This is a genomic window from Methylibium sp. Pch-M, from assembly GCF_004136295.1.
Classification (GTDB): domain Bacteria; phylum Pseudomonadota; class Gammaproteobacteria; order Burkholderiales; family Burkholderiaceae_C; genus Methylibium; species Methylibium petroleiphilum.
The window spans coordinates 694,849-708,355 of record NZ_CP029606.1 but is presented as its reverse complement, the minus strand read 5'-3'; the positions used below and the strand labels follow the sequence as shown (position 1 = coordinate 708,355).

Below are 13,507 nucleotides of genomic sequence, written 5' to 3'. Positions count from 1 at the left end.
CCCCGGGTCAGAGGCCAATTGCCGCCGGGTCGCCGCGCCCTCGCCGCACCAGCACGGTCTCGTCGCCGCTGAGGTCGATCACCGTCGTCGGTTGCATCGGGCAGGCGCCGGCGTCGACGATGGCCTGCAACTGCTTCTCGAAGCGCTGCCGAATCTCGTGCGGGTCGTTGAGCGGCTCGGTCTCGTTCGGCGCGATCAGCGTGGTGGCGAGCAGCGGCTGACCCAGCAGTTCCAGCAGGGCCTGAGTGACCGCGTGTGCCGGTACGCGTAGCCCGATCGTGCGGCGCGACGGATGCGAGACGCGCCGCGGCACCTCCTTGGTCGCCTCGAGGATGAACGTGTAGGGCCCGGGGGTGCCGAGCTTGAGCAGCCGGTACTGGCGGTTGTCGACGCGTGCGTAGTTCGCCAGTTCGCTGAGGTCGCGGCACAGCAGCGTCAGGTGGTGCTTGTCGTCGACGCCGCGGATGCGGCGCAGCGACTCGGCGGCGGCCTTGTCGTCCAGGTGGCACACCAGCGCGTAGCTGGAGTCGGTGGGGATCGCGGCGATGCCGCCGCCGTGCAGGATCTGCACCGCCTGCTTCAGCAGGCGCGGCTGCGGGTTGTCGGGATGGACCTCGAAGTACTGCGACATGGTGGGCTCAGCCGGCGTGTCCGGCTGCCGCGCGGTCGGTGCTCACGGCCGCTGCACCCGATCGGCGATCGCTTCCCACACGGGCGTCAGTCGACCCGGCAGCCACGGCAGTGCGCCGAGGTCGGTGCGGCTTTCCTCCGGGGCATGGAAATCGCTGCCACGCGAGGCCAGCAGGTCGAACTCCACTGCCATGTCGGCGTACTTCTCGTACTCCGCGGTGGTGTGGCTGCCCGTCACCACCTCCACGCCGCGCCCGCCGTGGGCCACGAACTCGCTGAACAGCGCGTACTCTTCCGTGGGGGTGAACTTGTAGCGACCCGGGTGGGCAATGACCGCGGCGCCGCCGGCCTGCGTGATCCAGCGCACCGCGTCGCCCAGCGCCGCCCAGCGGTGCGGCACATAGCCCGGCTTGCCCTCGGTGAGGTACTTGCGGAACACGCTGTTGGTGTCGGGGCACACACCGGCATCGACCAGGTGGCGAGCGAAGTGCGTGCGCGAGATCAGTTCGGGGTTTCCCACGTACTGCAGCGCGCCTTCGTAGGCGCCGGTGATGCCGGCCTGCGCGAGCGATGCCGCCATCTCGCGCGCACGTGCCTCGCGGCCGCCGCGGGTGGCCGCCAGCCCGGCGGCCAGCGCGGCATCGTCGGCCTCGAAGCCGAGCCCGACGATGTGCACCGTCACACCGGCGAAGCTGACCGAGATCTCGGTGCCGGTCAGGTAGGGCAGCCCCAGCGCGAGGGCGGCGTCGCGGGCGCGCCGCTGGCCGCCCACCTCGTCGTGATCGGTCAGGGCCCACAGTTCCACGCCGTTCGTCTGCGCGCGCGCGGCCAGTGCTTCCGGCTCGAGCGTGCCGTCCGACACGTTCGAGTGGCAGTGCAGATCGGCGTTGAGGAGGGCGAGGCTCACACGGTGATTGTAGGAAGCCGGTCCCGGCGACAGGGGCGGCGGGCTACTCGCGGCGGGCGCGCGCCGGGCTCAGGCGGGCCGCAGCGAGGGAGGCTTGCGGCGCACCCGCACGCGAAAGCCCGGGGCGTCGTCGCGCGGCCCCCAGTCGACCGCCAGTCCGTGCAGTTCGGCGATCCGCCGCACGATCGACAGGCCCAGTCCGCTGCCCGGAGTCTCCTCGCCCGGGGGCCGGAAGAACCGGTCGCCCAGTCTCGAAAGGTGTTCTGGCGGCACGCCAGGTCCCTCGTCGAGCACCTCGATGCCATCGGCAGACAGCCGCAGCGTCACGTGGCCGTTCGGCGGGGTGTGGCGCAGCGCGTTCTCGATCAGGTTGCGGAGCATCGACGCGAGCAGGCTCGCGTCGCCGTTCAAAGGCAGGGGAGCGGCTGCGCCCGCGGGCCACTCGCAGGCCAGTTCGACCCGCTCCCGATCGGCGAGCGGAAGCACCTCGTTGATGACCTGCTCCACGACATCGGACCAGACGATCGGCGTGCCGGCGGCGTGACTCTGGACGTGATCGAGCCGCGCCATCGCGAGCATCTGGGTCACGAGCCGGCTCAAGCGCGCCAGGCCGCGGCCGATCTTGTCCTGGCTGGCGTCGGCCTCGGCCGGCGCGCCGACCGACAGCCGGGCCGCGTCCCATTGCGCCTGCAGCGCGGCCAGCGGGGTGCGCAGCTCGTGGGCGGCATCGGCGGTGAAGCGGCGTTCGCGGTCGAGCATGTCGGCGATGCGCTCCAGCATGGTGTTCATCGCCCGCACCAGCGGCTGCAGATCGCTCGGCATGTCGTTCACCGGCAGCGGCTGCAGGTCGTCCGCGGCGCGCCGGTCGATCTCGCCGGTGAGCGTGCGCACCGGCTTCAGGGCCTGCCGCACCGCCGCAGCCATCACCAGCAGCAGGACGGGCAGGGTGAGCGCCCAGGGCAGCAGCTGACCCGCGATCAGGTCCCAGACGAGCTCATCGCGCTCGCTCATGATCTGGCCGACGGCGACCAGCCACGCACCCGTCGACGCCTGCAGGTAGTAGACGCGCCACAGCTCCCCGCCCAGCGTCATGTCGTGGAAGCCCGACGCATCCGGTTGGCGCGGCAGCAGAACGCCTTCGCGGTCCACCAGCAACAGCCGCCCGTCGCGGTTCCAGACCGCGGTGGCCATGTCCTCGAGTTCGGCATCGCCCAGTGCGGCCTGTGCGGCCGTTCCGGCGGGCGGCAGGTCGATCACGTCGATGTCCGCCAGGGGCAGCGTCGACTGCATCTGGCGCGCCAGGCGGATCAGCTGCGTGTCGAACAGCTCGTTGATCTCATGGCGGGCGCGGTCGAGGCTGAACAACAGCCCGCCGGTCCACACCAGCGGTGCGCTGAGCAACAGCAGCAGCATCATGCGGCGCTGCAGCGTCATGCCAGGTCCTCTGCCGGGCCGAGAGCGTAGCCCATGCCCCGTACCGTGCGCACCAGCTTTGGATCGATCTTGCGGCGCAGGTGGTGGATGTGGACTTCGAGCGCGTTGCTCTCGATCTCCTGTTCGAAGGAATACAGCTTCTCGGTGATCAGCGACTTGGGCAGCACGCGCTGCGGGTTCGCCAGCAGCAGTTCGAGCAGCGCGCATTCGCGCGCCGTCAGCACGACCGGCTTGCCGCGCCAGAGCACGGCCTTGGCCGCCGGCTGGTAGCTCAGCGCGCCGTGCTGCCACAGGGGCTGTGGTCGGCCCTGGCTGCGCCGCAGCACCGCCCGCAGCCGCGCGGCCAGTTCGGTGGTCTCGATCGGCTTGATGAGGTAGTCGTCGGCGCCGGTGTCGAGCCCGGCGATGCGGTGGTCGATGCCGTCGCGGGCGGTCAGCACCAGCACCGGCGTCGACTGGAGGGGACCCGGGCCGCGCCAGCGCGCCAGCCAGGCGAGGCCGTCGCGGCCCGGCAGGCCGAGATCGAGCACGATGGCGTCGTAGGGGGTGTGGGACAGCGCGGCATCGGCCTGGGCGCCGTCGGTGAACCAGTCGACGGCGAAGCCCAGGGAGCGCAGGCCGGCGGCCAGGCCATCGCCGAGCAGGCGGTCGTCTTCGACAATCAGGATGCGCATGCCGCGTTCATACCACGGCGGCGGCCGCGCGACCTCAGGGCTCGATGCGCCAGATCCGGCCGTCGCTGCCGTCGTCGCTCAGCACGTAGAGCAGGCCGTCCGGGCCCTGGCGCACGTCGCGCACGCGCAGGTCGAGCTCGTGGCGGTGCTCGCGCACGACCCGCGTGCCATCGAGCTCGAGCCGCGCCAGCCCGCGCACCTTCAGCGCGCCGACCAGCAGCTGCCCGCGCCAGGCCGGATAGCGGTCGCCGCCGACGAAGGCCATGCCGCTGGGCGCGATCGACGGCACCCAGGTGGTCAGCGCCGGCACCACATCAGCGCGCGCGACGCCGTCGCCGATCTTCCAGCCGGTGCCGTACTCGCGTCCTTGCGTGATGACAGGCCAGCCATGGTTGGCGCCGCGTGTGGCGATGTTGAGTTCGTCACCGCCCTGCGGGCCGTGCTCGTGCACCCACAGCGCGCCGCTCGCCGGGTGCAGCGCGGCGCCCTGCAGATTGCGATGGCCGTAGCTCCAGATCTCGGGCAGGGCGCCGGGCCGTTTCGCGAAGGGGTTGTCGTCCGGAACACCGCCGTCGTCGGTGATGCGCACCACCTTGCCATGGTGGGTGTCGAGGGTCTGGGCGTCGTCGCGCCGGCCGTAGCGGTCGCCCAGCGTGATGAACAGCGTGCCGTCGGGCGCGAACACCAGCCGGGAACCGAAATGCGCGTTCGAATCGACCTTCGGGGCCTGCCGGAACACCACCTGCACGTCCTTCACCGCCAGCGCCGCGAGATCGAGGCGGCCGCGTGCGACGGCCGTGCTGTTGCCGCTCTGGCCCGCCGGCGCGGGCTCGGCATAGCTCCAGTAGACCCACTGGTTGCGTTCGAAGCCGGGGTGCAGCGCCACGTCGAGCAGGCCGCCCTGGCCACGCGCCACCACCGGCGGCAGCCCCTGGATCGGCGCCGACAGCCGGCCGTCGCGCTCGACCACGCGCAGCCGGCCGGGGCGCTCGGTGACGAGCAGGCGTCCCTGCGCCGCGAAGCCGGGCAGGAAGGCGATGGACCAGGGGTTCTGCAGACCGCCGGCCAGCGGCGTCAGGCGCAGGGCCTGCGCCGAGACGGTAGAACCGAGGAGGACGAGGGCGAGCGCGAGGAGCAGCTTGGGCATGGCGGCGGGTCGGTCAGCGGGCGGCGAGGGCCGGATCTGCCACCCTACCCCAGCCCGGCCACCGACCGCTGCACGGGGCTGTTGCGCGATGCACTGCCGTCCGCGGGTCAAGGCCGGTCGACGCGGATCAGCTTGCCGCTGTCGGTCAGCAGGTAGAGCCAGCCGTCCGGGCCCTGGCGCACCAGCCGTACGCGCTCGCCCGACAGGCCGCTGATCGACAGCAGTTCGCGCGACGCCACCGCATTGCCGTTCAAGACCACGCGCCACACCCCCTGATCCGTCCCCAGCGCACCGAGCAACGCGTTGCCCTGCCATTCCGGGAAGCCGCTGCCGGTGTAGAACATCAGGCTGGACGGGGCGATCGACGTCGGTCCCCAGTAGGTGGCGGGTTCCCGGTAGTCTGGCGCATGCGTGCCGCCCCCGATGCGGCAGGCACTGTTGTTGCTGCCGGAGTACGACGCGCCGTACACGCAGCCGTAGCTGACCAGCGGCCACCCGTAGTTGCCGCCGGACACGACGCGGTTCAGTTCGTCGCCGCCTTGCGGTCCGTGCTCGGTGACCCACAGATCGCCGGTGGTCGGGTGGACGGCCGCGCCCTGGGGATTGCGGTGGCCGTAGCTCCAGACCAGGCCTGCCGCGGCGCCGCTGCCGATGCCGGGGTTGCCGGCGGCTGGCGACCCGTCACGCTGGATGCGCACCACTTTGCCGCGGGTCGTGCCGAGATCCTGCGCGAACAGGGCGCCGCGCGTGGCGGTCAGGTTGGCCGAGTCGTAGGTCTGGCGCTCGCCGAGCGTGATGAACAGTGTCTTGTCGCTGCGGAAGGCGAGTCGCGCGCCGAAGTGGTTGGTGGCGGTGACCTTCGGGCTCTGTCGGAAGATGACCGCGAGGTTTTGCAGCGCATTGCCCACGAGTTGCGCCCGTGCCACGGCCGTGCCCGCGGGATTCGAGCCGCTGCCGGAGCCGGCTTCCGAATAGCTGAAGTAGACCCAGGGCGTGGTGGCGAAGTCGGGATCGAGCACGACATCCAGCAGCCCGCCCTGGCCGCCGGTGGCGACCGACGGCACGCCGCTCACGGAGACCTTGCTGCCGCCGCCGGCACTGACGATCACCATGCCGCCGCTCTTCTGGGTGATCAGCATGCGGCCGTCCGGCAGGAAGGCCAGGCCCCAGGGCGACGACAGGCTGCTGTTGATCGTGGTGGCGCGTGGTGGCGTCGACGGTGCGGCGGGGGGCGATCCCGCGGGCGGAGCGGGTGTCGTGGTCGGCGGCGCCGGAGCGTCATCGCCGCCCCCACCGCCACCGCAGGCAGAGACCAGGCACAGGGCCGCTGCGGCCCACAGCCTGTGCAGCGGAGCCGGCGCCCGGCTCACGGGGGCGGACGGGCACGCCGTGACAGGAGAAGTCGCTTCGTTGCGCTGGCGGGTGTTCATGGCGGTCTCCTCGCGGGCAAAAGGCCCGGTGTGGTATCGAGGCCGGAAACGATCATGACACTTCGAGCAGGCGAGGTATTGCAGGATGTTGCCGCGGCACCGTGTCGGACAAGTGCTGGCTGACATCGCGCTTTCAGCGCGATCCGCAAGGGCCTCAGAGCGCTGCCTCGACCACCATCTGCACGCGCTGCCGCCCGTTGAACTCGTCCAGCCGCAGCTGGTAGGCCAGCGTCACCTGCTCGGCCAGCGGCTCGGCGTGGCCGAACCAGATGGCGTCACGCAGCATGCCGCCGTGGCGTACCGAGAGTTTCAGGTGTTTCTCGCCCACCAGCCGCTGCGAGACCACCTCGACGCGGTCGCTGAACACCGGCGGTTCGAAGGCCTGGCCCCACACCTGGGCCTCGAGCGCCCGCACGGTGTCGGCGTTGAAGTGCTCGGCGCCCAGCGAGCCGTCGGTGCGCAGCGTGCGCTGCAGCGCCGCGGCGTCCAGCCATTCGCCGGCCACCTGGACCAGCGCGCGCTCGAAGAGGGCGAAGTCGGCCTCGGCCAGCGTGGCGCCGGCCGCCATCGCGTGGCCGCCGAAGCGGCGCAGCAGTCCGGGGTGGCGCTTGCTGACGAGGTCGAGCGCATCGCGCAGGTGGAAGCCGGGGATCGAGCGGCCGGAGCCCTTCAGCTGCCCGTCCTGGCCGCGCGCGAACACGAAGGTCGGGCGGTGGCTGCGGTCCTTCAGGCGCGAGGCAACGATGCCGACCACGCCCTCGTGGAAACCGGGGTCGTAGATCGCCAGCGCGGGCGGCGGGTCGCCGGCCCCGGCCATGTGATCGTCGCGTGCGACCAGCGCCTCGAGCATCGCTTCGGCCTGCTCGCGCATGCCGCTCTCGACCTCGCGGCGCTCGCGGTTGATCGCGTCGAGCTGCTGCGCCAGCGCGGTGGCGCGGGCGGCGTCGTCGGTCAGCAGGCATTCGATGCCCAGCGTCATGTTCTCCATGCGGCCGGCCGCGTTGAGGCGCGGCCCGAGCGCGAAGCCGAAGTCGAACCCGCTGGCGCGGGCCGGGTCGCGGGCCGCTGCGTCGAACAGCGCGCGCACGCCCGGCTGCATTCGCCCGCTGCGGATGCGCCGCAGCCCCTGCGCCACGAGGCGGCGGTTGTTCGCGTCGAGCTTCACCACGTCGGCCACGGTGCCCAGCGCCACCAGGTCCAGCAGCGCGTCGAGCCGGGGTTGCGCGGCGGCGTCGAACGTGCCGCGCGAGCGAAGTTCGCTGCGCAGCGCCAGCAGCACGTAGAACATCACGCCGACGCCAGCCAGCGCCTTGCTCTCGAACGGGCAGCCGGGCTGGTTGGGGTTGACGATCACGTCGGCCGCCGGCAGCACGACGCGGCCGTCCTGGAGCGCCGGCAGGTGGTGGTCGGTCACCAGCACCTGCAGGCCGCGGGCCTTGGCGTGCGCCACGCCGTCGAGGCTGGCGATGCCGTTGTCCACCGTCACCAGCACCTCTGGCGCCGGGCCTCCGAACACGCCGAAGGCCAGGTCGACGATCGCCGGCGTGAGCCCGTAGCCATGCACCTGTCGGTCGGGTACCACGTAGCCCAGGGTCTCGGGCGCGGCGCCGAGCAGGCGCAGCCCGCGCAGGGCCACCGCACAGGCGGTCGCGCCGTCGCAGTCGTAGTCGGCGACGACGACGATGCGCCGGCGCTGCTGCGTCGCATCGGCCAGCAGGCGGGCCGCATCGGCCGCTCCCTGCAGCGCATTGGGCGGAAGCAGCAGGGCGAGCGAATCGTCGAGCTGCTCGGCCGCGGTGATGCCGCGCGCCGCGAACAGCCGTGCGAGCAGCGGTGACACGCCGGCCTGTTCGAGCGACCAGGCGGTGCGGGGCGGGACGTCGCGGACGGTGATCTGCATGGGCGGGCGCGTCGCGGTCCGTTCAGAGCGCGGCCATCAGGCGGGCCGCCTGGGATTGCTGGAAGCGACTGCGCAGTGCGGCCAGGACGCCGCGCGGCTGCAGCACGAAGTCCTGCGCATGCCGTTCGCCGCACAGGCTGAGCCGCAGCGCCTCGCCACGGCGGGCGCGCGCCAGCGCCTCGCGCAGCGGGCCAGCGTCCAGCGCGCGCCAGGCCTCGGACCAGGCGGCCCAGTCCTCGCGCAGCGCCGGCGCGCGCAGCGCGTCCAGCACCTGCAGGGCCTCGCCGCGGTCCGGCTGGTGGGGGCCGCAGCCGCTGAGCCAGAAGCTGTTCAGCGGGTCCCGACCGGACGCTTCGCGGGCGTCGTTCAGCGCGTGCGTGTAGAGCAGCATCTGCACTTCGTTCTGCAGCCGCTTCACGAAACGCGCGGCCGGGTGCTCGGGCATCCACAGATCGGGGTTGCGGCCGATCACGCGGTCGAGCGACGCGGTCGGCAGGTCGGCCAGGGTCTCGTGCGCGACGTACCAGCGCGTCGGCGCGCCCCAGGCGCACAGCCAGCCTTCGCTCTCGAACAGTGGTCGCACGGCATCGAAGGCGGCGCGCGACTCGGCCGCGTCGAGCGCCAGCGACTCGGGGTCGTCCATCGTCAGGTGCTCGCGGCCGATCTGCCAGTGCACCGGGCTCAGCAGGCCCCAGGCCAGGTCGCCGGTGTCCAGGCCGTCGGCGGCGGCGGCGCGAGCCGCCCAGGGCAGGGCGCCGTCGGCCCCCCGCCAGCCCAGCGCGCGGGCGAGCACCCGCTCGTGTGGTGGCGAGAGCTGGTACTCGTCGCCTTCGTTCAGGGGGTCGGCCGTGAGCCGGCCCAGCAGCGCGTCGAGCGCCGGCAGCGCGAGCTCGCCCAACGCGTGCCGGCCGGCCTCGGACAGCGGGGCGGCGAAGGGGATCACGAGGTGCATGGCGGGATTATCCGGGCCGGTCCCCGGGCGGCTCAGCGGCGCTGCATCTCGACGCGCCGCACCCGCCAGCCGGCCCGCTCCAGCAGCGCCAGCACGCCCTGCTCACCGTGCAGGTGCAGGGCGCCGATCGCGACGAAGGCGCCGCCGCGCTCCAGCCGGGGCTGCATGCGCTCGACCATGCGGGCGCTGCGGCGGACCAGGATCTGCTCGAACAGGTCGCCGAAGGCGGGGCGCAGCGAGGGTTCGTCCTGCAGTGCGAGTTCCTCGTTCTGCAGCATGCCGTCGAGGTCTTCCTCGAGATAGCGCGCCAGCAGCGTGTCGATGGCGGCGACGGCTTCGTCGTGGCGCCGCGCCTGCACATCCAGCAGCGCCAGCATGTGCCCGGTCTGCACGGCCGCGATCGAGGCGATCTGTTCCCGCGCCGTCTCGAGCGGCACGACCGGGAGCCCGCGCTGCCGAGCGATGCGCTGCAGCGCGGCGTCGGCGATCTCGCCCTGCGGCCGCGGCGGCTGCGACAGCGTCAGGTAGGCGGCCCAGGGCGTCAGGCGCTCGGTGGTGGCGGACGGCAGGCCATAGCGCTCCGAGAGCCGAGACGCCACGCGTTCGAAGCGCTCGGGCCCGGCGAGCGTGCGCAGGCTGCGACCCGGCGGCAGCCGGGCGGCCGCCTCGAACGCGCTACGGCTGTCGGCGTCGTCGAGCATCTCCACCACCAGGGCGCGCGACGCGGCCAGGGCCTCGTCCACCTGCGGGCCGAAGGCCTTGGCGCGGGCGTCGTCGAGGTGGATGGTGCCGTAGACGTGACTCGCCGGCCGACCGTCGCGCTCGATGCGCCACAGCAGGCCGCGGTCGAACGGTGCGGCGACTGCGGCGCCGACAGCGAGCACCAGCAGGGCCACCAGTGCAGCGGCGAGACGGTGCAGCGGCATGTCGAGACTCCTTCGTCTTTGCGGGTGCGAGGGCGGCCAGCCTAACGCGCCGCAGCGATCCCTACCGCCGCGAGGCCGGATCGCCTCGGGTAGCATCCCGCTGCTCATGCACTGGCCCTACGAACTCACCATCGGCTGGCGCTACACCCGCGCCGGCCGCGGCGGGCGGCGCAACGGCTTCATCTCCTTCATCTCGGGCGTGTCGATGCTCGGCATCGCGCTCGGGGTGGCGGCATTGATCATCGTGCTGTCGGTGATGAACGGCTTCCAGAAGGAAGTGCGCGACCGCATGCTGAGCGTCATCGCGCACGTGGAGATCTTCGAGGCCGGTGGCAATGCGCTGCCCGACTGGCGCGCCACCGCCGCGGCGGCACGCGGCAATCCCGAGGTGCTGGGTGCGGCGCCCTTCATCGCCACCCAGGCGCTGATCGCACGCGGCGAGGACATGCGCGGCGCCGTCGTGCGCGGCATCGATCCGGCCGAGGAAGCGAACGTGACGCCGCTGGCGGCGCAATCCCGCGACGGCGCCTTCGCCGGCCTGAAGCCGGGCGCCTGGGGCATCGTGCTGGGCGGCGAGCTGGCGCGCACGCTGGGCGTGAAGGTGGGCGACCCGGTGACGCTGGTCACGCCCAACGGCCAGGTCACGCCGGCCGGCGTGGTGCCGCGGCTCAAGCAGATGACGGTGGTGGGCACCTTCAACGCCGGCCACTACGAGTACGACAGCGGACTGGCGCTGATGCACATCGACGACGCCGCGCGGCTGTTCCGCGTGGACGGGCCCACCGGCGTGCAGCTCAGGCTGCGCGACCAGCAGCAGGCGCGGCGCGTCGGCTTCGAGCTGGCCGAGCGGCTCGGCCCCACGGTCAGCGTGCGCGACTGGACCCGTACCAACCGCAACTGGTTCGACGCCGTGCAGCTCGAGAAGCGCATGATGTTCATCATCCTCACGCTGATCGTCGCGGTGGCGGCCTTCAACCTGGTCAGCACGCTGGTGATGACGGTGACCGACAAGCAGGCCGACATCGCGATCCTGCGCACACTGGGCGCCAGCCCGCGCTCGATCATGGGGATCTTCATGGTGCAGGGCGCGGCCTCGGGCGTGATCGGCACCTGCTCGGGACTGGCGCTGGGGCTGCTGGTGTCGCTCAACATCGACGTGATCGTGCCTGCGCTGGAGCGCCTGTTCAACGCGAGCTTCCTGCCCGGCAGCATCTACCTGATCAGCCGCATGCCGAGCGATCCGCAGTCGGCCGACATCGTGCCGATCGGCCTGGTGTCGCTGCTGCTCGCCTTCGTCGCGACGATCTACCCCAGCTGGCGCGCGAGCCGCGTGCAGCCGGCCCAGGCCCTGCGCTATGAATGAGCCGATGGCAGCGGCCGGCGCCGCGGACGTGCTGCAGGCGCGCGGCCTGCACAAGCGCTTCACCGAGGGCGGTCTCGACGTGGCAGTGCTGCGCGGCGTGGATCTGCAGGTGGCGCGCGGCGAGACGCTCGCGGTGGTGGGGGCGTCTGGCTCGGGCAAGAGCACGCTGCTGCACCTGCTCGGCGGGCTCGACACGCCCAGCACCGGCAGCGTGCAGTTGATGGGCCGCGACTTCGCCGCGATGGATGCAGCGGCCCAAGGCGCCTGGCGCAACCGGCACCTCGGCTTCATCTACCAGTTCCACCACCTGCTGCCTGAGTTCAGCGCGCTCGACAACGTGGCCATGCCGCTGCTGATCCGGCGCCTGCCGCGCGACGCGGCGCATGCCGAGGCGCGCGACATGCTCGCGGCCGTGGGGCTGGCGGCGCGCACCGCGCACCGGCCGTCCGAGCTGTCGGGCGGCGAGCGCCAGCGCGTGGCGGTGGCCCGGGCGCTGGTCACGCGGCCGGCCTGCGTGCTGGCCGACGAGCCCACCGGCAACCTCGACCGCGCCACCGCCGACGGCGTGTTCGCGCTGATGCTCGACCTGGCACAGGCCCAGGGCACCGCCTACGTGATGGTGACGCACGACGACGCGCTGGCGGCACGCTGCCACCGGCGCGTGCGGCTCGATCGCGGCACGCTGGAGGCCTGAGCTCACAGGCTGTTGCACAGTGGCCGGCCGACGCCGGCCCGGGCGTGCACTGGTACCGCCCGCGCCGGATCAGCTCGATTGAACCCGGATGCGGATCGCGCTACCCTTCCAGCCCTGCTGCTGCAGCGCGGCCTCGAAACGGGGCAGCAACTGCCGCAACTTGGCCGCCACGGCCGTGTTGCCCGCAAGCAGCGCCCAGCCTTGTTCGTCCACCGGGCCCGGCCTCACCTGAGCGGCCAGCGCAGCGGGCAGCAGCGGGCGGATCACGTCGAAACGCGCGTTCGATTCGCGCAGCAGCGCCTGCAGCCGCACGAGCGGCTCCGACTGCGCCAGCGCATCGCCGATCGGCAGCGCGACGGGCAGGCTGGAGTTGGGATGCAGGGCCATGGGATGAAGGAGACCGTATGCAGATCATAGTGACCCATGGCCGCTACGCGCGCACCCGCGTGCTCGACCTGCCGGCCTGGAAGCTCGCGATCGTGGGGACCTTCCTCGTGGGGTTGCTGCTGGCGCTGTCGGGCGCGATCTACCACTTCGTGTTCCTGAAGGCCGCGCGCGAGGGTTGGCCGGTGGTCAGCCAGGTGGTCAAGCTGGTGGTGCGCGACGAGATCGCGCAGCGCGACCGCTTCATGCGCGAGAACCTCGACGCCATGGCCTCCAAGGTCGGCGAGATGCAGGCCAAGCTGATGAAGCTAGAGACGATGGGTGAGCGCGTCTCGGGGCTGGCCGGCCTGAAGCCCGAGGATTTCCGCGGCCTCGACCGTCCGGCGCCGCCGGTTCCCGCCCGCGCGGCCCTCGGCGGCGGGCGGGGCGGGCCCTATGTGCCGGTCGATTCGCCGTCGTTGGCGCAGCTGAACCAGGCGATCGCCGCGCTGGATGAAGGGGCCGACCGCCACAGCGACGTGTTCACGCTGGTCGAGTCGCGCCTGCTCGAGACGCGACTGCGGGCGCTGATGGTGCCGAGCTCGGCCCCGGTCGATGGGCCGGTGGGCTCGGGCTTCGGCTTCCGGACCGATCCCTTCACCGGCCGCGGCGCGCTCCACACCGGCCTGGATTTCCCGGCCGAGACCGGCACCGCCATCCTGGCGGCGGCGGGCGGCGTGGTGCTGAGCGCCGAGACCCACCCCGCCTACGGCCGCACGGTCGAACTCGATCACGGCAACGGCCTGGTGACGCGGTATGCCCACGCGGCGCGGCTGCTGGTGGCGCCCGGCGACCTGATCCGTCGCGGCCAGAAGATCGCCGAGGTCGGCAGCACCGGCCGCTCGACCGGGCCGCACCTGCATTTCGAGGTGCTGGTCGATGGCGCGCCGCAGGATCCGGCGAAGTTCCTGGCGCAGGCTTCCCGGCTGCCTGCGGGCAATGTCGCTCGGGCTGCGAACCGCACGGCAGAGGCCCGCTGACACGACGGCCCGGAAGTCCCGTTGCGAGGGTGGGGCATCCCGGGGCG

13 protein-coding genes are annotated in these 13,507 nt (G+C 72.4%); 3 read left to right on the top strand and 10 right to left on the bottom strand.

Going from position 1 to position 13,507, the window contains the following annotated elements; all coding sequences use genetic code 11:
- Positions 1-7: 7 nt before the first annotated feature.
- The 9 genes from C1M51_RS03355 to C1M51_RS03315 all read right to left on the bottom strand — a co-directional run bounded on the left by C1M51_RS03355 (position 8) and on the right by C1M51_RS03315 (position 10,000).
- Positions 8-631: an L-threonylcarbamoyladenylate synthase gene (locus tag C1M51_RS03355; protein ID WP_129448228.1), complete on the bottom strand. Its 624-nt coding sequence runs from the start codon at positions 629-631 to the stop codon at positions 8-10.
- A 42-nt stretch (positions 632-673) separates the two neighbouring features.
- Positions 674-1,537: a 3',5'-nucleoside bisphosphate phosphatase gene (locus C1M51_RS03350; RefSeq protein ID WP_129448227.1), complete on the bottom strand. Its 864-nt coding sequence runs from the start codon at positions 1,535-1,537 to the stop codon at positions 674-676.
- A 69-nt stretch (positions 1,538-1,606) separates the two neighbouring features.
- Entirely contained in the window at positions 1,607-2,971 is a 1,365-nt protein-coding gene (locus C1M51_RS03345) for an ATP-binding protein (RefSeq protein ID WP_129448226.1), read from the bottom strand.
- Positions 2,968-3,645 carry a response regulator gene (locus C1M51_RS03340; RefSeq protein WP_011830337.1) on the bottom strand — a complete coding sequence of 226 codons (678 nt, stop codon included), beginning with the start codon at positions 3,643-3,645 and terminating at the stop codon, positions 2,968-2,970. The genes C1M51_RS03345 and C1M51_RS03340 overlap by 4 nt, the downstream gene beginning before the upstream one ends.
- 34 nt (positions 3,646-3,679) lie before the next feature.
- A complete protein-coding gene (locus tag C1M51_RS03335; RefSeq protein WP_129448225.1) occupies positions 3,680-4,792 on the bottom strand; it encodes a PQQ-dependent sugar dehydrogenase in 1,113 nt (370 codons plus the stop codon).
- Positions 4,793-4,899: 107 nt separating this feature from the next.
- Positions 4,900-6,222, bottom strand: a complete 1,323-nt coding sequence (locus C1M51_RS03330) for a PQQ-dependent sugar dehydrogenase (RefSeq protein WP_129448224.1) — start codon at positions 6,220-6,222, stop codon at positions 4,900-4,902.
- Between the two features lie 154 nt (positions 6,223-6,376).
- A complete protein-coding gene (gene recJ / locus C1M51_RS03325; protein ID WP_129448223.1) occupies positions 6,377-8,122 on the bottom strand; it encodes a single-stranded-DNA-specific exonuclease RecJ in 1,746 nt (581 codons plus the stop codon).
- 22 nt (positions 8,123-8,144) lie between these two features.
- Positions 8,145-9,074: a hypothetical protein gene (locus C1M51_RS03320; RefSeq protein ID WP_129448222.1), complete on the bottom strand. Its 930-nt coding sequence runs from the start codon at positions 9,072-9,074 to the stop codon at positions 8,145-8,147.
- A gap of 32 nt (positions 9,075-9,106) precedes the next feature.
- A complete protein-coding gene (locus C1M51_RS03315) occupies positions 9,107-10,000 on the bottom strand; it encodes a TraB/GumN family protein (protein ID WP_165349644.1) in 894 nt (297 codons plus the stop codon).
- Between the two features lie 106 nt (positions 10,001-10,106).
- Here C1M51_RS03315 and C1M51_RS03310 point away from each other — a divergent pair, with 106 nt between their 5' ends.
- Entirely contained in the window at positions 10,107-11,363 is a 1,257-nt protein-coding gene (locus C1M51_RS03310) for a lipoprotein-releasing ABC transporter permease subunit (protein ID WP_129448220.1), read from the top strand.
- A complete protein-coding gene (locus C1M51_RS03305; protein WP_207207792.1) occupies positions 11,356-12,057 on the top strand; it encodes an ABC transporter ATP-binding protein in 702 nt (233 codons plus the stop codon). The genes C1M51_RS03310 and C1M51_RS03305 overlap by 8 nt, the downstream gene beginning before the upstream one ends.
- Positions 12,058-12,126: 69 nt before the next feature.
- Here C1M51_RS03305 and C1M51_RS03300 read toward each other — a convergent pair whose 3' ends face one another.
- Positions 12,127-12,444 carry a hypothetical protein gene (locus C1M51_RS03300; protein ID WP_129448219.1) on the bottom strand — a complete coding sequence of 106 codons (318 nt, stop codon included), beginning with the start codon at positions 12,442-12,444 and terminating at the stop codon, positions 12,127-12,129.
- Positions 12,445-12,461: 17 nt separating this feature from the next.
- On the opposite strand from C1M51_RS03300, the gene C1M51_RS03295 reads away from it, so the two are divergent.
- Positions 12,462-13,460: a M23 family metallopeptidase gene (locus C1M51_RS03295; RefSeq protein ID WP_129448218.1), complete on the top strand. Its 999-nt coding sequence runs from the start codon at positions 12,462-12,464 to the stop codon at positions 13,458-13,460.
- The last annotated feature ends 47 nt before the right edge of the window (positions 13,461-13,507 follow it).

Bases quoted from the DNA above. Each gene is read 5' to 3' on its own strand.
- C1M51_RS03345 (WP_129448226.1), bottom strand. From the start codon at position 2,971: ATGACGCTGCAGCGCCGCATGATGCTGCTGCTGTTGCTCAGCGCACCG.
- C1M51_RS03330 (WP_129448224.1), bottom strand. From the start codon at position 6,222: ATGAACACCCGCCAGCGCAACGAAGCGACTTCTCCTGTCACGGCGTGC.
- C1M51_RS03300 (WP_129448219.1), bottom strand. From the start codon at position 12,444: ATGGCCCTGCATCCCAACTCCAGCCTGCCCGTCGCGCTGCCGATCGGC.
- C1M51_RS03315 (WP_165349644.1), bottom strand. From the start codon at position 10,000: ATGCCGCTGCACCGTCTCGCCGCTGCACTGGTGGCCCTGCTGGTGCTC.
- recJ (WP_129448223.1), bottom strand. From the start codon at position 8,122: ATGCAGATCACCGTCCGCGACGTCCCGCCCCGCACCGCCTGGTCGCTC.
- C1M51_RS03340 (WP_011830337.1), bottom strand. From the start codon at position 3,645: ATGCGCATCCTGATTGTCGAAGACGACCGCCTGCTCGGCGATGGCCTG.
- C1M51_RS03335 (WP_129448225.1), bottom strand. From the start codon at position 4,792: ATGCCCAAGCTGCTCCTCGCGCTCGCCCTCGTCCTCCTCGGTTCTACC.
- C1M51_RS03305 (WP_207207792.1), top strand. From the start codon at position 11,356: ATGAATGAGCCGATGGCAGCGGCCGGCGCCGCGGACGTGCTGCAGGCG.
- C1M51_RS03310 (WP_129448220.1), top strand. From the start codon at position 10,107: ATGCACTGGCCCTACGAACTCACCATCGGCTGGCGCTACACCCGCGCC.
- C1M51_RS03295 (WP_129448218.1), top strand. From the start codon at position 12,462: ATGCAGATCATAGTGACCCATGGCCGCTACGCGCGCACCCGCGTGCTC.
- C1M51_RS03355 (WP_129448228.1), bottom strand. From the start codon at position 631: ATGTCGCAGTACTTCGAGGTCCATCCCGACAACCCGCAGCCGCGCCTG.
- C1M51_RS03320 (WP_129448222.1), bottom strand. From the start codon at position 9,074: ATGCACCTCGTGATCCCCTTCGCCGCCCCGCTGTCCGAGGCCGGCCGG.